Origin of the sequence: Paenibacillus sp. OK060, from assembly GCF_900101205.1 — a bacterium.
Lineage (GTDB): Bacteria > Bacillota > Bacilli > Paenibacillales > Paenibacillaceae > Paenibacillus > Paenibacillus marchantiae.
In genome coordinates, this window is record NZ_FNFR01000003.1 from 275,611 (window position 1) to 297,345 (window position 21,735).

The window sequence follows — 21,735 nt, forward strand, 5'->3', positions numbered from 1 at the left end:
TAAGATGAGCATTGATCCATTCCGATTGCTTGATCTACTCTCTCTAGTGGATATACCCGCATACGAGTGACATGAACAGCACAATGTGTCCACACAAAAAAAAGCGGACTAATCCGCCAGGCGGTAGCCCACTCCTCTTACCGTTACTATATATTGAGGCGAAGCCGCGTTATCGCCAAGTTTTTTGCGCAAGCTTTTGATATGAACATCCACCACATTGCTTCCACCCGTAAAATCAGTCTCCCAAATATCGCTGAGCATCTCCTCACGGGAAATCACTGCACCTTTGGCATCAATCAGCTTCAGCAGCAGATCATACTCTGTCTTGGTCAGGTGAATGCGGTCATTGTTCCGGTGCACACTCATCCGCTCACGATCCAGCCATAGATCCTTGAAAGCGATGCGTTGGCCTTCCTGAGGTAGAAATCCACGTTTCGGTGCTGCAGGACTGTTGCCGATCATGCGTTGCACACGATACAACGCTTCCTGCGGACGGGCTGGCCAGACCAGTAATTCCTCCTGAAGCATCGGGCCACTGGCACTGCCAATCATCTTCTCCCCCACCAGATACAGACAGGGTGTTGCATGTTCCGCTTCACGATTCAATCGGCTGCTGATACCGGCAAAAGCATCAATGGTTCCAGCAACAGACAGGTCATAGATCAACAGATCAAATACAAGCCGTTCATGCAAATCTGGTTCCCAGCGGTGGAACACCAGCACATCGAAGCAGCTATCCGTAAGTGCCTTAACCAGCTCATGTACTTGCCCTGGCATAGGACTAATCAGAATGACCCGTCTCGTAACCGGGCAATTATCCACAAGGGGAGTTGGATCCGCAAGGGCAGGCTTGACCCGGAGCGGCAAACGACGACCGGACAGGTTGATTTTTACTTGACCCGTTTGTTTCTGCATTCCGCGCAGACACCTCCAAAGACCACATGAGCGTGATCAATCGCATACCCGGTTTCCTCCGCGACTTGCTTCATCCATTGCGGAGGAACCTCCGTCATGACTTCATCCACCTTGCCACATACTTCACACATAATATGTTGATGATCGTCCATGCGGGCATCATAACGACTGGCCGTCTCGCCTAACTTGAGTTCTCGAATCAACTCTTTATCCGTTAAATATCGGAGTGAATTATATACCGTACCATAAGCCAAATTATAACCTTGCTCCACCAGACGGTTCATCACTTCTGCTGCCGTTGGATGGTCTTCGGAATGACGGACTACATCGTAAACGGCTTGACGCTGTATCGTCAGATTTAGAGTTCTCACCAGCAATTCTCCTTTATTAACCCATTCAATAGTATATAAGATGACACAGCAATCTACTGATTGCTATGATTCCCTGAAACATTAAAATCAATTTTGATTTAGATTAAGTATAAATCTCATTGCACAATGAAGTCAATATCCGACTATTTTATTCATGAATACTTATAGCCAAGCCTCTTCTAAGCATCCGTTGCTCTCATTTGGGATAATATGGTTCGCTACTATACTGCTTTTCAGCTAAAATATAGTAATGTGCGCTAAAGGGGGGATGCTTGTTGCTAAGCACGTTTTTCGTCAATCTCTGTGTCATGATCACGTTCATGTATGTGTCCGGAATCATAGCCAAATTCTATCGTATCCGGGTGCCCTTTCCCTCGATGCGTGTTCAGATGATCGGTGGTCTGCTGTTCGGGATCTATGGAACGGTACTGATGAATTATTCCTTTCCTTTAAATGAAACTACCATTGTGGATTTGCGTCATTTGGCTATCGTCACAGCAGCCGTATATTTAGGAGGACTGGCTTCGGTCATCTCGGGACTTGTCATTTCCATCCTTCGTATTGTCATGTTTGGAATGTCATCCGCTGCCATCGATGCAGCATTCGTCATGACGATCATCGGACTGTCCGGTGTATATTTTGCCTATGCTCCCTGGTCGAGATTAACCAAAATTATTACCATGAACCTGCTGGGTATGACGCTGATCTTTGTGATCCTGATGCTGAATACAACCAGCATGAACTCTTTAATGAAAGTATATCCTTTACAGATGACCATTTCTTTTGTCGGTGGAATCTTTATTTATTTCATCGCAGAATTCATTAATAAATCGAATGAGATGTTGTTCCTGCTCGAACGAAAAGCAACCACCGACCATCTTACCAATCTCAGTAATCGCAGACAATTTGAGAAATCACTTGAGTTGGAACTGGAACGGGCTCGTGAGTACAAGCAAAAACTATCCCTGCTGGTCATCGACATCGATCGTTTCAAAAAAGTAAATGACACTTTCGGTCATACTTCAGGTGATGCGGTCCTGAAACAACTCGGACAATTGCTCATTGAGCATGCCCGCTCAGCGGATATCGTCTCTCGAAACGGAGGCGAGGAATTCGCTATACTATTGCTCGATTGTGGTCATCACCAAGCCATGGCCATTGCCGAGTCCATCAGACAATCGGTCGAGAAGTACCATTTTGCGCTGCCTGATGGCAATACGATCCGACTGACCATCTCCATAGGGGTCGCAGTTTTTCCGGATCACTGCGACGACCGGGATGATAACGATTTCTTTGAACAGGCAGACCGTGCATTATATGAAGCCAAGAATACGGGCAGGAACCGCGTATGTGCCATTCCGCTGCGTTCCAGGTCGCTCTCCGGCGGCCAAAGCCCATTCTAATCTCAAACCAAAAAAGGGATGTCCTCATAGCCTATCAGGCTAGCCAGGACATCCCTTTCTTATCTCAACATTTTGCAGCATTCGAATCAACTCGCGTACGGGTAAAAAGCAACCTGTGAGGTTGAGTTCGCCTTAAGCTAAGATTTGTTCGATTTCTTCAACGATGGCAGCATCCAGCTTCACACCGGAAGCGGCAGCGTTCTCTTTCACCTGCTCAGGGCGACTTGCCCCTACAAGCGCACTGGACACGTTATTTTGACGCAGAATCCACGCCAGAGCCAATTGACCAACCTTCAAGTCCAGCTTTTCCGCCACTTCAATCAACTGACGAACCTTGCCAATCCGGTCAGCATTAATTTTCCCTTCATCCCATCCCAGCTTCGCTGCCCGGCTGTTCTCGGGAATATCGGACACCGAAGTGTATTTCCCGGTCAACAATCCTTGTGCAAGCGGGGAGTAGACGACTTGTCCAATACCTTTGCGCTCACCCAAAGGGATGATTTCACTTTCGATGTAACGGTCAAACATGTTGTATACCGGCTGGTTCACCACGATATGATCCAGCAACAGGCGGTCAGCGGTACCCAGCGCAGCTTCCATCTGTGCCGCGGTCCATTGACTAACACCTACGTAGAGCACCTTGCCCTGACGCACCAGATCGTCAAGTGCTCGCAGTGTCTCTTCAATCGGTGTTTCGGTATGATAGCGATGGCAATAATATATGTCTACATAATCAACACCTAGCCGTTGCAAGCTGGCTTCGCATTGTTCCTTAATATGTTTACGTGATAACCCTTGGTCATTTGGACCGTCACCCATTTTGCCAAAAACCTTGGTTGCAAGGACATAGGAATCGCGGGAATACGCTTTCAACGTCTGCCCCAGCAGTTCTTCTGCTGCACCCCGCTCGTACACATTGGCTGTATCGAAAAAGTTGATGCCTTCATCGAATGCGGCTTCAATTGATTTCACCGCGTTTTCACGTTCCACATATCCTCCGTATGTCAGCCAGCTACCCAGGCTAATCTCGCTTACTTTCAGTCCGCTTCCACCTAATCTACGGTATTCCATTGAATGCACATCCTCCTCTAAACTGATTAATGATGAAGTTCCCTTTCTATTGTATCGTATTCGGCTCGGATTAAAAGGGCTTTGGAGAAGAATTTGGGAAATAGATAGGGATGAATATGAAAAGCTCCGCTAAAGAGCGGAGCCACGACACGCGTCAAATATTACCCAGTCACCACATTTTAATGAATGGGCACTAGTTAATCTTAGTTAGCTGTTACGTTAAATTGTTCCCATGCTCCGCCCACAGCGTTACGATTGGCAGACAGCACGCCTCCGTTATTCAGATCCGCACTGACATATTTACCGTTCGCCAGGGATTTGAAGGCAACCAATCCCCCAGCCAGATCTTCACGGGTAAACTTCTCCCATGTGGATGGGTACGTGGCCGAGGCGATCAAGCGCCCGCCATTATTCAGATCTGCTTGCACATATTTGATGTTGCTCATCGACAGGAAGGATACCGTACCATCCGAATTCTGGATGATTTTGAACCGCTCCCAATGTCCGGCAGTATCCCGATTGGCTACCAGTGCATCTGCACCGCCATTCTCTGCGCTAACAAATGTGCCGTTGGCATTGGCTTTCAGGCTGGACCATGTCTCTGTAAAAGGAGCCGTTCCCGTATGTTTTTTGACCACATTCTGGAACGAAGTATTAGAGGCAAAGTTCGCCGTTGTGAACTTGCTCCATTTGGAAGCAATTGTTGCCGCGCTGTCCGTATTCAGGTTCGGTGCCGGGTTGTTGTTGTTATTGTAATAACCCCAAGTTCCGCCGCCTTTGACCTTATAACTCCAGTTCGTCCATGAAGCATTCAGTGCATTCAGACCAGACAGCCACTTCTCGGTCAGATCATCCTGACCAAACGAGAACTCGCCCGCTAACACTGGAACGTTCCAATTCTTCTGATAGGACGCCATATCCTTCAGCCAGCGATCCATCTCCGAATTGGTCAGATCCCAGTTGTTATAATCCGTGAATTGATAATGGTGCGTCTGATACATCACATTCGTCCAGCCATAAGTCGTTGGTGGTGAAGCTGCCCACCAGTCGAAGAATGCTGCGATGATGATCATGTGATCGGCATCCTTGGCACGGACGGCTTTGTACATCCGGTCATAGAAATCCATCTTTTGCTTGATTTGAGCTGCATTTTCACCCGTTCCCATGGTTACCAGAGGTTCATTGAGCAAGTCGTACGCAGCAACAGTTGGATTACCTTTGTAACGTGTCGCCATCCGTTCCCAGATCTGAATAGTCCAGTTCTGGTATGTAGAATTAGTCCACAGTTGGTTGGAATTCTCCTGACCGCAGGAATGCCATGGACAGGCGGCTCCCGGTGCACCGTGCAGATCGAGAATGACATACAGGTTCCGTTTGCCCGCTTCATCAATCAGCCAATCCAGTTTGCGGAACGTAACCGAATCAGGCTTCATGACACCGCTGGTGTTCATAAAATCCTCCCAATAGATCGGCACACGCACAACGTTCATGCCCCAGTTCTTGATGTTATCCAGATCACCAGCCTGAATCCAGTTGTCCTGATATCCATTGATCAGGCTCTGTGCACCCGATTCTCCAAAACGATTCGTCAACGTGCGACGCAGCGTGTATTCATCTACCGCCCCGGATGGCGTCATCCATTCTTCCTGCAGCAGCCAGCCACCCAAGTTTGTACCACGCAGATTTACCACGTTACCTGTACCCGAATTATTGCGAACAACCGTCCCGTTAGCCTTCAGGAAATCCCTTGATCCAAAAGCCGCACTGGCCTTCGGTGAACCTACGGCCGAAGCCAGCAGTCCCAGCAGCAGACAGCTGCACAATAGCATAATAGTGCTCTTCTTCAACATGTTGACGCCTCCCTTAAATGGTCATATCTTGAGGTATGACTGAACCAGGATGCAGCACTCACGACAGGTAACGGTAATGCTATATAAACAGCGGGTGTACGAGGGGGACAATCCATGGATGTCCGCTATTTATCACAACTGGAGTTAGTGAAATCGATTACATTTTATTGAATATTAAACCCTTTATTCCTCCACTATCCCAATTATTGTTTCAATCGGTTATAACTTGTAATCGTTTTCAATTGGAATTATAATGAATTTGAATTAATTGTCAATCACTTATTTGGAGTTGTGAAGAATATGGATGTCAAAATCATTGATGTAGCTGCCATTGCAGGTGTGTCCCCGGCAACCGTATCGCGGGTCATTAATCAGCACAGCAAAGTAAGCACCAAGACCAAAGATAAGGTGATGCGCGCCATCGAGCAATTGGGATATCACCCCAACGCAGCAGCCAAGAATCTTCGTTCACAGAGAACCATGACAATTGGCGTAATCGTTCCCGATATTAACAACTCCTATTATGCCGAAATTATTAAAGGCATTGAGAACATCGCCTATGCCCGCCATTACAAGGTCATTATATGTGATGCTCATAACCTGAAAGAGAGAGAAGTCGATTATCTTAATTTGCTGCTGGATCGAACCATTGACGGTGTCATCATTATCACGCCCATGCTGGCGGATGAGGAATTATTCCAGCTTGCGGATAAGGGGTATCGCATTGGCATCGTTGGCAAATATATCGAACATGATCAGATCCCGTGTATATATACGGACAACGTGAAATTCTCCCAGGAAGTTGTTCAGCATCTTGTTGAGGCCGGACATCGAAATATCGTTTTCTTAAACGGTTATCCTGAAGCAATTGACAGCTATGAACGGCTAGAAGGTTACTTGAAGGCCCTGCGCAATCATCAGATTCCGTTCCGTCCCGAACTGATCGAGAATGGGAACTTCAATGAGGAAGGTGGGTACGAGGCCATCAAAAGACTGTTTAACAAAGGCCTGTCCTTCTCCGCTGTATATGCGGCTAATGATGAAATGGCGCTAGGTGTATACAAAGCATGTATGGAATACGGGATACGCATCCCTGAGCAATTGGCTATCGTAGGTGTGGACAACAATCGAATCAGCAAATACATTCATCCTACGCTAAGTTCGGTGAACCAGCCCAAGTATACGATGGGGGCCATTCTTATGGAGAAGATGATTGATATGATGAATACAAATGACTTTCAGGACAAACGTGTATTTAAAGTCGACTCGGAGCTGCTTGTTCGAGCTTCCTCTTCCTTCAAAATAACAACATAAAGCGCACCCGTAACAGGTGCGCCAGTTTAATATATGTTCACATATTCTTAATGCACAATGATGCTTAACGCATTCAACAAATCAGCCTGCTTCACCGGCTTGGTCAGGACCGCATCGAAGACTTCCGCTTCATGTGGATCGATATGCATGCCATACGGGATCAGAACAATGACCGGTGAATCTGTAACCAAGCGCTTCAGCTTGTGTACAAAATCCACAGCACCACCCTCCAACAGTCCCATATCCACAACGGCCACATCAGGCTTAAAGCCCTCCTGAATCCAGTCGTACGCTTCGGTGGTAACTGAGGTCATATGCACATCCATCTCCCATCTGCGCATCAGGGAAGAGGCCCCTTGCAGAATGTCAGGGTCCTTGGCAAGCAGCACCTTTTTGCCCTTCAGTCGATGCTGAATATTGGCAAGCTGAGGCAGTTCCCAATGTCTGCGGAGCGGCAGGCAGATCTCGAATTCTGTCTCCTTGTCTCCCATGCCATGCACCTGAATACGGCCGTTCATTAGGATGGCAAGATTCTGGCTGACCGCCAAACCGAGATTGGTTCCTACCAGCTTCTGTGTACTTATATTTCCATCCAAATTGTTAAATGATCTAAGCTTATTGTCCGAAGACAACATACGTCCGGTGTACTTCACATGGAGTTGAAGCGTACCTGCCTCCTCTGCATCTCCACCAGCTACGGTTGCCGTAACCAATACCGAACCTGTCCGTGTTGAATCTAGAGCATACTGAATGACATGGGCCAATAGTTGCCCGATCTTGATCTCATCCCCGACAAAAACCTGGGACACATTCAGATCAAGGTTCAATCCCAGCTCAATGTTCTTGCTCAGCGCCAGTCCCGCATAGAGATAAACGGTATTCTCAATCGTGGCTACCAGATCAAATGGATCATCGTGTACAACCGTTTTGCCTGCGTCATTGACGTTAAAACTCATCATATTATTCAGCAGGGAGAGCAGTATGTTACCGCTGGTTTCAATCATATTCACATATTCTGCCTGCTCGTCCGACATATCTGGTGTACGCATCAGATCCGTTAATCCCAGAATGCCGTTCAGCGGATTACGTATTTCGTGGCTCATCAGCGACAGCATCTGCGTCTTGGTCATTGCCTCAGACTCCGCACGTTCCTTCTCTGCCTGCAACTGCTCTTGTAGTTGCTCCGAATCACTCAGCTTCTGTTCCTGAACTTGCAGCGTATCTTCCAGATCCACAACATATCCGAGAAAAACGGCCATGGCTTGCAGTGTTTTCATATCCGTTTCACTGATCACATAATCAGGGTCATCCATCAGACAGATCGTGCCGAACGTTTCCCCGGATCTCCGCATAATGGGAATCCCCACAAAGAAACGATTGCCCAGTCCGCTTGTTACGTCCATTGATTTCGTAAGGGGATGTTCACATGTATCCGTGATGATCAGACTGCTGCCCTTATCTCTTAAGACCAAGCTGCAATATGACGCTTCAAATGGAAGTTCACTACCTTTGGCGATCAACTCTTCCTCGCGGTTAAAAGCTTCCATAATAACATTCGTCACGCCATCATTCGTGGCAACGAAAATGGTGTTCACCTTTAATATACCGCTTAATACATCTACAATATGGGATGCGGCTTCCTGTATATTTTCATAGAAGCCCCTTGTAATGCCTAACGTTCCCATGATTCACCCCTCTTGTTTTAGCTGCACTTCAAATCCGTATCCCACAGTATGATTCAATCGATTAACGAGGGATCAAATGTTCCAAAACAGCTGTCACAAACTATTCATATATGAAGTTTTCTATCCTTTTTTCAAGCATCGTCAACTGAACTTGCACGGTAAATAGAAATTATACGCTTACCCTCCAGCTTTGAAAACAATTATCATTCAGGGCTATAAATCATGACAGTCGATCAGCCTCTCCCATGTGATCATTATCACACCTAAATAACAATATATAGTTTATAAATGGATAAAGAAACTCTACATGTAGTGTTCAATGAATGGACATTATCCCTATACAATTTCAATTTCATTATTTAGGAGGAACTGATATGAACATGCTTGAGTATGCCTCTCCACCGGCATCTGATCTTCTATCTGACCTAGGAAGACGAATTATTGGTGCTGAAGATGCCGATACGCTGAGGGAGAATGCCAATCTGAACGGAGACTCGTTCAGCGGCAAGATGAGCAGGCTCGGTTCGGAGACCGCCAAGTGGCATGCTCTGCGTCATGTGCTGCCTAAGGAGCTCGCTCTAGCTGTGGAGAACGGCGATCTGTATGTACACGATCTGGATCAGTATGCCCTTGGGACGACCAACTGTATCTTTATTCCGTTTGACCGACTGCTGGCCTCCGGATTCAATACCGGCAACGGTTCGGTTCGTACACCACAGACAATCATGTCTGCCATGGCACTGGTGGCCATTATTTTTCAATCCCAGCAAAACAGCCAGTACGGCGGTGTATCCGCCAATAAAATCGACTGGGATCTCGCACCTTATGTGAAGCGTTCGTTCCGTAAGCATTATCGGAAGGGGCAACGGCTGTTTGGGGAGATTGCCCCAATTGAGGATGAGCAACTGCATCTGGATAGCGATGAAGCAAAGGAGAAGTGTCCTCGAGCCTTCGCCTTTGCCTGTGAAGAAACGGAACTGGAGACCGAACAGGCTGCCGAATCTCTGATCCATAATCTGAACACCATGAGCAGTCGTGCTGGGGGACAGATTCCGTTCACTTCGCTGAACTACGGGCTGTGCACTTCAGCCGAAGGTCGGCTCGTGTCCCGGTCGTTGCTGGAAGCGACCATTCGGGGACTGGGTAACGGAGAAACGCCCGTGTTCCCACAACATATTTTCCAGTGCAAGCAAGGAATTAATCAATCTGAGGGAGATCCGAATTACGACTTGTTCCGGCTTGCTGTGACCTGCTCCTCACGGCGCATGTATCCGAATTTTGTCAATGTGGATGCTTCCTTCAACCTTCCCTATTATCAACCGGAAGATCCCGATACGATCATTGCGACGATGGGATGCCGGACACGCACACTGGCTGATCGCTTCGGACGCAATCGTCAGAGCGGCAAAGGCAATCTGTCCTTTAACACCATCAATCTGGTCAAGCTCGGCATTCGATATGGGATCTGCCAGGGAGCAAGAGCCATCGCTGACCGGGCTGGCTTCTATACGGCGCTGGAATCGGTCATGCACAATGCTACGGATGGACTGCTGCACCGGTATCGAATTCAGATGAACCAGCCTGCCAAAGCATCGGACTTCATGATGCGGGAAGGAGTATGGGAAGGCGGTGAACAATTGGCTCCGAATGAACCGGTCGCCGATCTGTTGAAACATGGTACGTTATCCCTTGGTTTTATCGGACTTGCTGAATGTATGACCGCTCTATATGGCCGTCACCATGGACAAGACCTCCATGTACATCGAGAAGCCTTGAATATCATTCGTACGATGAGAGAATTCTGTGACCGGATGAGTGAGCAGCATAACCTGAATATCACCTTGTTCGCTACGCCCGCCGAGGGACTGTCCGGCAAATTCACCAAGATTGATCGTGAGCGATACGGCAGCATCGCGGGGGTCAATGACCGGGAATACTACACCAATTCATTTCACATTCCGGTCTATCATTCCCTTCCTGCCTATCGCAAGATTGAATTGGAAGCTCCCTTCCACTCACTATGTAATGCCGGAGCGATCTCTTATGTCGAACTCGACGGGAACGTAAGGGCCAATACAGCCGCTTTCCAACGAATCGTTCAATACGCGCTGGCCCAGGACATCGGGTATTTCTCCATTAATCATCCGATTGACCGCTGTCCGTCCTGTGGCTATGAGGGCGTTATTGGAGATGTATGTCCCGGATGTGAGGCTCATGAAACCCACGTGCATTTCCAGCGGCTGCGCCGGGTGACGGGATATCTGACCGGTGACTATAAAGTGCGCTTCAATGGGGCGAAGCAGGCCGAAGTGAGAGACCGGGTGAAACATCGGTGAATCTGTATGGTTACATTCCGGAATCGGTGAATGAGGGGCCTGGCCTGCGTGCCGTGTTGTTCATCAGCGGATGCCGTCATGCCTGTCCGGGCTGCTTTAGCCCCGGCTCATGGAACTTCCGTGCAGGCGAACCATTTACGGAGGAGCGGCAGCAGCAGATTTTGCATGAGGTAACCTCTCATCCCTTGCTGGAAGGGGTAACGTTATGCGGAGGTGATCCTTTTTTCTCTGCGGCAGAATGCGCCTCCTGGGTTCGGCAGCTTCGGGCTGCACGACCTGATCTGACTGTATGGGCATACACGGGGTTTGTGTATGAGGAATTGATTACAGACCCGTCACGGGCGGAGTTATCCCAGCTATGCGACGTCATTATCGATGGGCCTTATATCGCAGCTGAACGTGATGTGTCTCTTCCTTTTCGTGGCAGTCGTAATCAGCGCATCGTTAATGTGGGTGCAACAATGGCAGGCCGGACAATCGTTACCATGCAGTTAGATGCATGGTAACGATTTTTTTATTTGAGGGGGATCAAGCACAGCGTGGGCGATGATATGGTTCATTTTAAGGAGTCAAATCTGCCAATATATCTAGGATTCATAGAGCAATATTTTATTTCCGATCGGATTAATGATATATGTTGCAAGCCCTTAGGTTATCGTCTATGATTGGTAGCATAAGAGCAAGTATACGACGATTGCATCATGATACAATCTATCATCTATGCTTGGTCGCCAATTTCATAGCCAGAGATGTGTACGCACATTTCTGCACACGGAAACAGGTGCCTACCGCGCTACATGCGTGTTCAGGCTTAAAAGGGAAGCACGGTGTAAATCCGTCGCGGTCCCGCCACTGTATACGGGGAGTCTGTGCATATAATCCACTGGTGTAACCACCGGGAAGGAATGCATATGACCATGATCCGCAAGCCAGGAGACCTGCCTGTTTCGACAGCATCGCATGACCTACGGAAGATAGGAAGGTGTTAGAGCAACCGCTACAACTACTTATAGCAGGTGTTCTTTCCCATTCTATCTTTGTGCACAGTCGTCATTCATGATGCCTGTTTCTCGGGGTATGGAATCGGAAGGAATGCCTTTTTTTGATGCTTTCAAAAGAAACACACCACAATAGCTTCAACTTGATGAGTTACCTATTATAAATGAGGAGGAATTTTACATGTCGCAATCACAGCAACAACAGCCACAAGTACTGACAGGCAACCTTGGTTACCCCCGTATCGGTGCGGGACGCGAATGGAAAAAAGCACTGGAGTCCTTCTGGGCTGGCCGAATCGATGAATCTACGCTTCATCAGGAGCTGACCACACTTCGGTTGCAGGATCTGAAGAAACAGCAGGCACAGCAGCTCGATCTGATTCCTGTGGGCGACTTCTCCTACTATGATCATATTCTTGACGTATCGGCGATGTTTGGCGTCGTTCCTGAGCGCTTTAACCATGCAGGCGGACCGGTATCCGTTTCTACTTATTACGCCATGGCCCGGGGTAATGATCAGGCAACAGCCTGTGAGATGACCAAGTGGCTGAACACCAACTATCACTACATCGTTCCTGAGATTAATAATGATACTGCATTTGCATTGCTTGAAAATAAACCCCTTGCCGCCTATCGCGAAGCGAAGCAAGAGCTTGGGCTGGAAGGTAAACCGGTCGTAGTCGGTCCGTACTCGTATGTACGTTTCGCCAAAGGCTATGACGCGGAACGCTTCGCAGAGATCGTCACACGCCTCGTTCCCGTATACGCCCAGCTTCTGTCTGAGCTTCAAGCAGAAGGCGTACAGTGGGTACAGATCGACGAGCCTGCTCTGACGCTGGCTGTCTCTTCCGAAGATGAAGCCTTGCTGCAACAGGTGTATGCTGCCTTAGCACAAGCTGCACCGGAATTGAAGCTGCTGCTTCAAACGTACTTCGAATCGGTGGAAGCTTATCCGGTCGTGACAGCACTGCCTGTTGCCGGAATCGGCCTGGACTTGGTCCACGGCTATGAAGGCAACCTCGCCAGCCTGCGGGAGCATGGCTTCCCGCAGGATAAATGGTTGGGCGCCGGTGTCATCGACGGGCGCAACATCTGGCGTGCCGATCTCGCAGAGACGGCGAAGCTGCTGGAGCAGGTGGCTGAATTCGCAGCCGAAGGCAAGCTGATCATTCAGCCTTCCTGCAGCCTGTTGCATGTACCGGTTACTGCCGCTCAGGAGAGCGCGCTTGATCCGGTACTGCGCAATGCCCTGGCCTTTGCCGACGAGAAGCTGGAGGAAATAGCGACGCTCGGCACGTTGTTGTCCGGCGGTGCAAAGCAGGCGGACCAAGCAGCGGCTTTGGCTGAAGCCAGCCGCCGCGCCCAGGCAAGCACCGAAGCGGTGCGCCTGCTGAGCGAGTCCGAATCACGGACACGCCTGAGTGGTGCGCCTGCAGGGGTGCATGCTGATGAGCAGCTGCTTCGCAACGCGTCATTCCATGAGCGACGCGAATTGCAGCAGCAAAAATGGTCGCTCCCGCTGCTGCCAACAACAACCATTGGCAGCTTCCCGCAAACGGCAGACGTGCGCAAAGCACGTGCACTCTTCCGTAAAGGGGAATGGAATGCGGAGCAATATGATGCCTATGTACGTGAACAGATCCAAGAATGGATTACTATCCAGGAGGAAATTGGTCTGGATGTGCTGGTACACGGTGAGTTCGAACGTACCGATATGGTTGAGTTTTTCGGTGAGAAGCTGACCGGATTCGCCTTCACCAAAAATGGCTGGGTACAGTCCTACGGCTCACGCTGCGTGAAGCCACCTGTAATCTACGGAGATGTACTGTTCAATGAACCGATGACGGTGAAAGAAACGGCCTATGCCCAGACACTGACCAGCAAACCGGTGAAAGGCATGCTCACAGGTCCGGTAACGATCCTGAACTGGTCCTTTGTCCGCTCGGATATTCCACGCAGTGAAGTATCCTACCAAATTGCTCGCGCCATTCGCGACGAGGTTGAAGCGCTCGAGCAAGCAGGCATTGAGATGATTCAGGTCGATGAGCCAGCTCTGCGTGAAGGACTTCCGCTCAAACGGAGCAAGTGGGATGAGTACCTGCAATGGGCCGTGGAATCCTTCCGTTTAGCTACTGCTACCGTAAAACCAACAACGCAGGTGCATACCCATATGTGCTACTGCGAGTTCGATGATATTATTGAAGCCATCAGCGACCTGGATGCAGATGTGATCTCGATCGAAACATCCCGTAGCCATGGGGAACTGGTAGGCAGCTTCGAGCAGAATACGTATGACAAAGGCATCGGACTCGGTGTATACGATATCCACAGTCCGCGTGTTCCAGGCAAGGACGAGATGTTGAATATGATTGAGCGTGCACTTCAAGTGCTGCCAGCAGATCTGTTCTGGGTAAACCCTGACTGCGGACTGAAAACACGTGGTAAAGCGGAAGTCGTAGATGCATTGAGCATCATGGTGGATGCTGCTCGTACAGCAAGAGAACGGGTAACCGCTGATTCCTCAATCTAAACAAAGCTTGAGAATGCAAATAAAAGCCTCCGAATTCCTTCGGAGGCTTTTGTCATTTACTATCATTCTATTTGTTTATCTGGCAATGTCTTTTTTATCCGACTTAACGAATCTCGAAATGGCTGACACGTACTCCTGCGCCAGTTCAACGTGTCCTGCCAGTTACCGTCCGGTACACCCGGAACAACCATGCAGAAGCTAAAAGTATTTGAAACTGCAGCTAACTCTTCTAAAGGATCATATATTATCATTTCTCTCTATTTTATTCCTTATTGCATGACGATATATGATATAGGCAGTTATTAAATAACAATTTAAAACAATCGTTTATCAGATCAGAAAATTGAGGAGATGGACCTTTCCAATGGATATGATTCAATCACTAATCGCATGTATGCCCTTTTTTCGGGATACGATTCGCCAAGATGTAACCCTTTCCATTATTGACCGGGAGAAATTCCTGTATTTTTCCGCAGGAGAGTCGTTAAAACAACTGGAGTTCAAAGCAGGTGATCCACTGCTCGAGTCTAATCGTGATTTTGCCGATCTGAAAGGCGGTACGGACAAACAATTTGATCATTACCCGAAGGAGTTATTTGGAGTGCCGTTTGATGTCGCCTACCTTCCGATCAAAAATGAACAAGGCGAGGTCATCGCTATATTCAACCTGCTCTATAGTATGGATGATCAGGATCAGCTGCAGCAGCTCATGAATGCTACCGAAAACCTGACCAACCAGTTGATTGACAGCGTTCAGCACGTAGCTGCACATTCGGAGGAGCTGAGCGCCACCACCGAAGAAATTCGCAACAACTCCAAACAAGCTGTACAGAAATCAGGCAACGTGACTCAGGTCGCCAGCTTCATCCGTGAAATCTCGGAGCAAACGAATCTGCTCGGCCTGAATGCCGCCATCGAAGCTGCTCGTGTCGGTGAAGCAGGTGCAGGATTTGGCGTTGTCGCCAAGGAAATCCGCAAGCTGTCCGTAGATACAAAGGAAGCGACCACGCGTATTGAAGAGTCCCTCCTCTCCGTCCGCCAATCCATTCAGGGGATGGAGAATGAACTTGGGGAGATTACCGCGAGTTCTCAGGAGCAAGCGGAACTAGTTAACAATTTTATGAGCACGATTGAGCAGTTGAATGCAACGAACCAACAATTGAAACAATTTGTGCACAAACTGATTACATTTGACGGAAAGTAAAAAGGAAAAAGAAACTCCTAACCCACTCAACCAAATGCACAAACAAAATCCTCCGAATCTCTTCGGAGGATTTTTCATTTACTATCATTCCATCTTGGTCATCTTACTAATGTTATTCTATCCGACTTAATGAATCTCGAAATGGCTGACACGTACTCCTGCGGACAACACGAGGTATACATCCTGTTGACCTGATACACCTTTCAGGTCTGCCTTAACCGTGGACCACTGCTGTGCCTTACCCTGTGCCAGCTCCACGCGTCCTGCCAGTGTACCGTCAGGTGCGCCCAGTCGAATTTCCAATACCGCATCTACCTGCTCTGATGATACACGAGCTTCAAGCGCTGCTGCATTGCTGCCCAGATCTGCATCCTTGAAGGCAATCCAGCCTTGTTCACCAGTCACACGGACAGAAGTTCCGCCTTCCTTACTCTCATCCAGATCCACACCGAAGTATGCATCGTAATTCTCGGCACGTGTAGCCACACCCAGATTACGTGAAGGAATAGTCTCCCCTTGTACCGTCAGGTCAGCAACAAGCTGAACATCAGCAGAAGATTTGCCCACCATAATGGAGTAGGTACCGCTTTCGACCACATAGCGATCACGGGTTACATCCCAGATCGCCAGTTCCTGAACTGGCAGTGTGAAGCTGACTTTCACTGTAGCCCCAGCTTCAATATGAAGACGACGGAAACCTTTTAACGTTTTGAGTGGACGTTTAACACGGGACTGCCCGGCACGCACATACAACTGCACAACCTCATCACTGGCGATCGTTCCTGTATTCGTCACATCCACATGCACAGTAATGGTCTCTTCGACTCCAGCTTGGGCCGGGTTCAGTTCCAAATTACTGTATTTAAACGATGCATACGTTAATCCATGTCCGAATGGATATAGTACATCACCTTCAAAATACTGATACGTACGTCCGGATTGAATGATATCGTAGTCTCTGATATCGGTCAGCTGATCTGCCGATTGCACCCACGTCATATTCAGGCGGCCTGCTGGTGCATAATCGCCATACAATACGTCAGCCACAGCGTTCCCCAACTCTTGTCCTGCATGGGATGTATACAATACAGCCGGAATGTTCTCCTGCACCCAGTTGGACGTGAACGGGTAACTTCCCACGATAACTACAACGGTATTTGGATTCGCTGCATAAACGGCTTCAACCAACAGCTGCTGGGATTCAGCCAGGTCCAGACTTGGGCGGTCGATCTCTTCTTTACCATTCACAAGTGGATTGTTGCCGACAAATACAATCGCTGTCTCCGCTTCCTTCGCCGCCGCTACCGCTTCCTCCAACCCATTCACCACAATATCCTTTTTGAACGTTTCCGTAGCACCGAAAGATTTCATCTCTTCGGATACCGCAAACGCATCGTTTCCACCATTGGGTGCCGTTACTGTTTTACCGTTCCAAGTCGTCAGCCCGACGCTTCCGTCCTGTTGTGGCAACAGATGGAATACTTCCTTCACAAACCAGCCATATACTTCATCCGCCGATGCCGTAACCGTTTCTTCATCCGTCGTCAGGTATTTCCCATTACTGTCTGCCTTCAGCGTGTAACTGCCAAAGCCCCAGTCACTTAGTGTAAATGTCTCCGCATTTCCCGAAGTAATGATGGATGATTTCTCATCCTCAGCCAATCCGACAGCCTTACCGCTTGCCACTGAAGTCAATGTAATGCGGTCATTGCCATCCTTGAATGCAACCTTGTCGCCGCCTACTTTGCCGCTGATCGCTTCAAGCGGGGATACGCTATATGGCATGGTGCCTGCATACCAGTCGCGATAGACTGTTCCACCCAGTTGACCAATCACAGCCACTTTGCCGGATTTTTTTTTATCCAGTGGAAGCGTACCTTGATCATTTTTGAGCAATACAACTTGTTCTCTCGCTGCTCTCAGTGAAAGGGCCTTCGCCTTCTCCGTCATCATCGCTTCTTCACCAATCGAAGCATATGGATTGCCCTCAGCCGGATCAAATTCACCTAGACGGAAACGCACACGGAACGTATTGAACAACGCCAGATCGATGTCTTCCATTGTGAGTGTGCCCTGCTCCAGTCCTTCGCGCAGCGCCTGCTTCGACAGATCGGCATCATCGGTAATGCTGTCAATTCCGGCTTTGACGGACTCTACTGTACCTGGTGTATGGGAATCATAGTATTTATGATCGTTCTTGATCCCCATGACATCCCCTGCATCACTCACGATGAAGCCATCCATGCCCCATTCGCCCTTCACAATCTCGTTTACAAACGGATGCAGCAATGCCGGTGTACCATTAATAGAGTTGTACGCGGTCATCATTGATTGTGCGCCGCCCTCTTTGAACGGTTTCTCGAACGCTTTCAGATAATATTCACGCATGTTGCGCGGATCAATACTTGATGAACCACTGCCACGATCCACTTCATTATTGTTTGCAAGGAAATGCTTCAACGTAGCAACCGCCTTGTAATACTTCGGATGGTCGCCCTGGATTCCCTTAACCAGCGCCGTTGTCAGTTCAGCAGTCAGTTCCGGGTCTTCACCATAAGCTTCTTCGTTCCGCCCCCAACGTGGATCACGCTCCATATCAACCGTAGGTGCCCACAGAGTCAGACCGTTTACTGCTGGATTGCGTTTATAAAATACACGTGCCTCGTCTCCGATCACGGAGCCGATCTCTTTCATCAGGTCCGCATCCCAGGTACACGCCAGCCCTACTGGCTGCGGGAAGGAAGTCGCTTCGCCAAGCCAGGCCAGACCATGGGCTGCTTCTGTACCGTGTTTATATGCTGCGATACCCAGTCGTTCAACTGCGGGTTGGTATTGCAGCATCGATTCGATTTTCTCATCTTCCGACAGACGGGACACGAGGTCCTTTACACGTGTATCCAGTTCGATCGTTGTATCCTGAAACGGATATTTCGTTTGGTTGGTCATAATATGGAATCTCCTTTGGGAATTCATTGATTTATTTAGAATGATAGCGGATACATAATTGATAAATTAATACGATGTATTCTTGACATATCCGACCTCACGATTCGAAGATTTAACCTTTTAGAACAAGCACTTTACGAGCCGTCGTTAACTCTTCATTTCATTTACTAAAACGGTTTCGGTAAATCTATCATATAGCATGTTTAGCAAAAAAAACAGGGGGGCTTCACAGGAAAATGTGAACTTTCCTCAGGAAAGTATGCGGACAATCGTTTTATTCTGGCACAGTATGGTAATCATGGATAGGAGTATAGATATGACGTACTTATTGAGCTAAGCATAGTCCTTAATGAAGAAGAATATTGAAGGAGGAAAATCAAGTGAGTGAGCATCAACAGCCCCCGACAGGTTTGCCTTCCATACCGGAATCCCTGTGGAGAGCGACAAACACATTCAATGAATATCCGAAACTGACAGAAAATACAACCGCCGATGTAGCCATTATTGGTGCAGGAATTGCAGGTATCACAACAGCTTATTTGCTGGCCCAGACAGGAATGAGCGTGGTCGTGCTTGAAGCTGGAAAAGTACTGGATGGCACAACAGGCCATACAACGGCCAAGGTATCGGCACAGCATGGCGTGATATTTGATGAATTGCTTCATCATTTTGGAGAAGAACAGGCCCGCATGTATTATGAAGGCAATGCAACAGCTGCCAAGTGGATGCGCGATCTGATAAAAGAGAAACAGATTGATTGCCAGTGGGCAGAGGAAGAAGCCTATGTCTACATTCAATCCGAGGAGAATCTCAAGAAGCTGGAGATTGAGCTGACTGCCTATGGCAAGCTGAATATTCCTGGTCAATGGGTTGATCCCCTTCCCATCCCTGTTCCGGCCAGAGCAGGTATTAAGATGCCGGGACAAGCTCGCTTTGACCCGCTTAGTTATTTACATTACCTGCTGGAATCCGCAGTCAAGCAAGGTGTCCGCATCTACGAACATACAACGGTAACCGATGTGGAGGAAGATGCCTCGCTACATGTGCGGACATATGAGAATGGTCCATCCGTAACGGCCGAACATGTCGTTGTTGCCTCCCATTTCCCGGTCTATGACCCCGGATTTTATTTTTCAAGGCTGCACGCCGAGCGTTCCTATGCTGTTGTTGTTGAACCTCAGAAACCTTTCACAGGTGGCATGTATATCTCTGACGATGAACCCTATCGTTCCCTGCGTACCGTCATTCATAAAGGGAAGGAACACATCCTCTTTGGAGGAGAAAATCACAAAACCGGACAGGGCATATGCACTGTCGGTCATTATGAAAATTTGGAGCGTTATGCAGCCGATACATTTGGCATTCATAACATCCCTTTCCGCTGGTCAGCTCAAGATCTGATCTCCATCGATAAGGTCCCTTACATTGGGCCAATTACTGGACGACATGAACGTGTCTATGTGGCTACCGGCTTTGCCAAATGGGGCATGACCACAGGAACGATGGCTGGACATATCCTTACAGACCGGATTACTGGACGAGATAACTCTTACGCAGCAGTATTCGATCCTGCAAGATTCAAGGTAGACCCTGGTGTGAAAAACTTCCTTGTAGAGAATGTCAATGTAGCCGCGGAACTGATCTCTGGCAAAGTCGGCATTATTCACAAGAACACGGGAGAACTCGGCAACGATGAAGGGGCTGTTGTTCGCCATGACGGCAAACGTGCTGGCGCCTATAAGGACCCGACTGGCAAACTCTTTCTTGTGGATACCACCTGCACCCATTTGGGTTGTGAAGTCGAATGGAATGCCGGGGAACGTTCATGGGATTGCCCATGCCACGGATCACGCTACGATTACGCGGGCAAAGTCATTGAAGGACCTGCCGTTAAAGACCTTAAGATGCTGGAAGCACAAGAATAAACCAAGCTGATACCCCCATGCGTATATCTTCATCCCATAGACCCGGATCGGAATCCGCCTTCAGACGGAAGTAACCGATTCGGGTTTTGCGTATGCTGATCTATAGATAAAATAGCGAGAAAACGAAGTTAATCCAACTTAGCGGGACATCGTGATACGGAACTATTTTAAAATCACTACCTTGCATTAAACAGTACCGGATGCTATGATGAATTTACGACTACTGAACAATACACACTAGTGATTGGATAGAGCAACAAGGAGGAACCCAAGTGAATGTTAATATTCAATTCAAAAAAGGGGTGCTGGAACTATGCGTCCTCGTGTTAATCAACCGCCAGGATCGTTACGGCTACGAACTGGCTCAGGCTGTATCCCAGCATATTGAAGTGGCGGAAGGTGCGCTGTATCCCCTTTTGCGAAGATTGGTCAATGACGGCTATTGTACGACTTACCTGCAGGAATCCAGTGAAGGACCACCACGTAAGTATTACAAACTGTCTGATACCGGCCGTGACTATATGAAGACTCTGACGAATGAATGGAATGGTTTTGTGCGCAATGTCGCAAATCTTATAGAGGAAGGTACCCCCAATGAATAGACAACAATTCATGCAGGCAATGGAGATTCATTTAAGACCGATGGACCCGCTGGAACGGGCAGAATTGCTCGCTGATTATGAACAGCATTTTGAGATGGGATTAAGAGAAGGAAGACCGGAAGAAGAGATTGCACGGGAACTGGGGCATCCGATCGAGATTGCCAAAGAAGCGCTCGGTGACCGGTATGATGCACAAACGCCAGGATCTGATCCGTTCTACGCACGGACATTCGAAGAAATGCGTTCACAGCAAAAGAAGGGAAATCGAGCTGCACGCAACTTCTTCACGGCAATCGGACTTTTTTTCTTGAACATCATACTCGCGATTCCGCTAGGACTGACTCTGTGGTCGGTATGGCTCACGATTGCCAGTTTGTCGCTGCTGGTCGTAGCCCCGGTTGCTGTTGCTGTGGATTTCTTATATCTCGGCCATTTCGAGTATTCTGAATTATTCGTTTCGATTGGAGTATTCGGTATAGGCATTCTATTCGCCATTGCGACAAAAAGGGTGTTTACAGCCTTTAAGTTGATCACTCTTCAGTATATAAGATGGAATCAAAAGACGATGAAGGGAGATGTCTAATC

15 protein-coding genes and 1 riboswitch are annotated in these 21,735 nt (G+C 48.3%); of the genes, 9 read left to right on the top strand and 6 right to left on the bottom strand.

The features are described 5' to 3' along the window. Positions 1 to 108 precede the first annotated feature (108 nt). Positions 109 to 915: a winged helix-turn-helix transcriptional regulator gene (locus tag BLS14_RS12975; protein WP_072733680.1), complete on the bottom strand. Its 807-nt coding sequence runs from the start codon at positions 913 to 915 to the stop codon at positions 109 to 111. After that, complete coding sequence (locus BLS14_RS12980; RefSeq protein WP_063567221.1) at positions 891 to 1,286, bottom strand: Fur family transcriptional regulator; 396 nt, start codon at positions 1,284 to 1,286, stop codon at positions 891 to 893. Before BLS14_RS12980 ends, BLS14_RS12975 begins: the two co-directional genes overlap by 25 nt. Before the next feature lie 275 nt (positions 1,287 to 1,561). Here BLS14_RS12980 and BLS14_RS12985 point away from each other — a divergent pair, with 275 nt between their 5' ends. Then, positions 1,562 to 2,689, top strand: coding sequence for a GGDEF domain-containing protein (locus BLS14_RS12985; RefSeq protein ID WP_090952071.1), 1,128 nt, complete (start codon positions 1,562 to 1,564; stop codon positions 2,687 to 2,689). A gap of 132 nt (positions 2,690 to 2,821) precedes the next feature. Here BLS14_RS12985 and BLS14_RS12990 read toward each other — a convergent pair whose 3' ends face one another. Beyond that, positions 2,822 to 3,760: an aldo/keto reductase family protein gene (locus BLS14_RS12990; RefSeq protein ID WP_072733682.1), complete on the bottom strand. Its 939-nt coding sequence runs from the start codon at positions 3,758 to 3,760 to the stop codon at positions 2,822 to 2,824. Positions 3,761 to 3,963: 203 nt separating this feature from the next. Next, positions 3,964 to 5,610 (bottom strand): cellulase family glycosylhydrolase, encoded by a 1,647-nt coding sequence (locus BLS14_RS12995; protein ID WP_090952074.1) that lies wholly within the window; start codon positions 5,608 to 5,610, stop codon positions 3,964 to 3,966. A 300-nt stretch (positions 5,611 to 5,910) separates the two neighbouring features. Between BLS14_RS12995 and BLS14_RS13000 the strand changes: the two genes are divergently transcribed. Further along, positions 5,911 to 6,924, top strand: coding sequence for a LacI family DNA-binding transcriptional regulator (locus tag BLS14_RS13000; RefSeq protein WP_090952076.1), 1,014 nt, complete (start codon positions 5,911 to 5,913; stop codon positions 6,922 to 6,924). Positions 6,925 to 6,971: 47 nt separating this feature from the next. On the opposite strand, the gene BLS14_RS13005 is transcribed toward BLS14_RS13000, so the two are convergent. Then, a complete protein-coding gene (locus tag BLS14_RS13005) occupies positions 6,972 to 8,609 on the bottom strand; it encodes a hybrid sensor histidine kinase/response regulator (RefSeq protein ID WP_063567217.1) in 1,638 nt (545 codons plus the stop codon). Between the two features lie 374 nt (positions 8,610 to 8,983). Here BLS14_RS13005 and BLS14_RS13010 point away from each other — a divergent pair, with 374 nt between their 5' ends. The 4 genes from BLS14_RS13010 to BLS14_RS13025 all read left to right on the top strand — a co-directional run bounded on the left by BLS14_RS13010 (position 8,984) and on the right by BLS14_RS13025 (position 15,677). Next, a complete protein-coding gene (locus tag BLS14_RS13010; protein ID WP_090952079.1) occupies positions 8,984 to 10,945 on the top strand; it encodes an anaerobic ribonucleoside triphosphate reductase in 1,962 nt (653 codons plus the stop codon). Beyond that, positions 10,942 to 11,451, top strand: a complete 510-nt coding sequence (nrdG, locus tag BLS14_RS13015) for an anaerobic ribonucleoside-triphosphate reductase activating protein (RefSeq protein ID WP_063567215.1) — start codon at positions 10,942 to 10,944, stop codon at positions 11,449 to 11,451. Before BLS14_RS13010 ends, nrdG begins: the two co-directional genes overlap by 4 nt. A 256-nt stretch (positions 11,452 to 11,707) precedes the next feature. After that, positions 11,708 to 11,906: riboswitch (cobalamin riboswitch) on the top strand. Between the two features lie 218 nt (positions 11,907 to 12,124). Beyond that, on the top strand, positions 12,125 to 14,473 hold the full coding sequence (gene metE, locus BLS14_RS13020) for a 5-methyltetrahydropteroyltriglutamate--homocysteine S-methyltransferase (protein WP_090952082.1): 2,349 nt from the start codon (positions 12,125 to 12,127) through the stop codon (positions 14,471 to 14,473). Between the two features lie 364 nt (positions 14,474 to 14,837). Beyond that, positions 14,838 to 15,677 carry a methyl-accepting chemotaxis protein gene (locus BLS14_RS13025; protein WP_090952085.1) on the top strand — a complete coding sequence of 280 codons (840 nt, stop codon included), beginning with the start codon at positions 14,838 to 14,840 and terminating at the stop codon, positions 15,675 to 15,677. Positions 15,678 to 15,803: 126 nt separating this feature from the next. Here the strand turns inward: BLS14_RS13025 and BLS14_RS13030 are convergent, their stop codons facing one another. Beyond that, on the bottom strand, positions 15,804 to 18,623 hold the full coding sequence (locus BLS14_RS13030) for a glycoside hydrolase family 3 C-terminal domain-containing protein (RefSeq protein ID WP_090952088.1): 2,820 nt from the start codon (positions 18,621 to 18,623) through the stop codon (positions 15,804 to 15,806). Positions 18,624 to 19,003: 380 nt separating this feature from the next. On the opposite strand from BLS14_RS13030, the gene BLS14_RS13035 reads away from it, so the two are divergent. From BLS14_RS13035 to BLS14_RS13045, 3 genes are all read left to right on the top strand, one after another. Then, on the top strand, positions 19,004 to 20,548 hold the full coding sequence (locus BLS14_RS13035; protein ID WP_090952091.1) for an FAD-dependent oxidoreductase: 1,545 nt from the start codon (positions 19,004 to 19,006) through the stop codon (positions 20,546 to 20,548). A gap of 272 nt (positions 20,549 to 20,820) precedes the next feature. Then, positions 20,821 to 21,150 carry a PadR family transcriptional regulator gene (locus BLS14_RS13040; RefSeq protein ID WP_063567210.1) on the top strand — a complete coding sequence of 110 codons (330 nt, stop codon included), beginning with the start codon at positions 20,821 to 20,823 and terminating at the stop codon, positions 21,148 to 21,150. After that, a complete protein-coding gene (locus tag BLS14_RS13045; RefSeq protein WP_063567209.1) occupies positions 21,143 to 21,733 on the top strand; it encodes an HAAS signaling domain-containing protein in 591 nt (196 codons plus the stop codon). The genes BLS14_RS13040 and BLS14_RS13045 overlap by 8 nt, the downstream gene beginning before the upstream one ends. Positions 21,734 to 21,735: the final 2 nt, after the last annotated feature.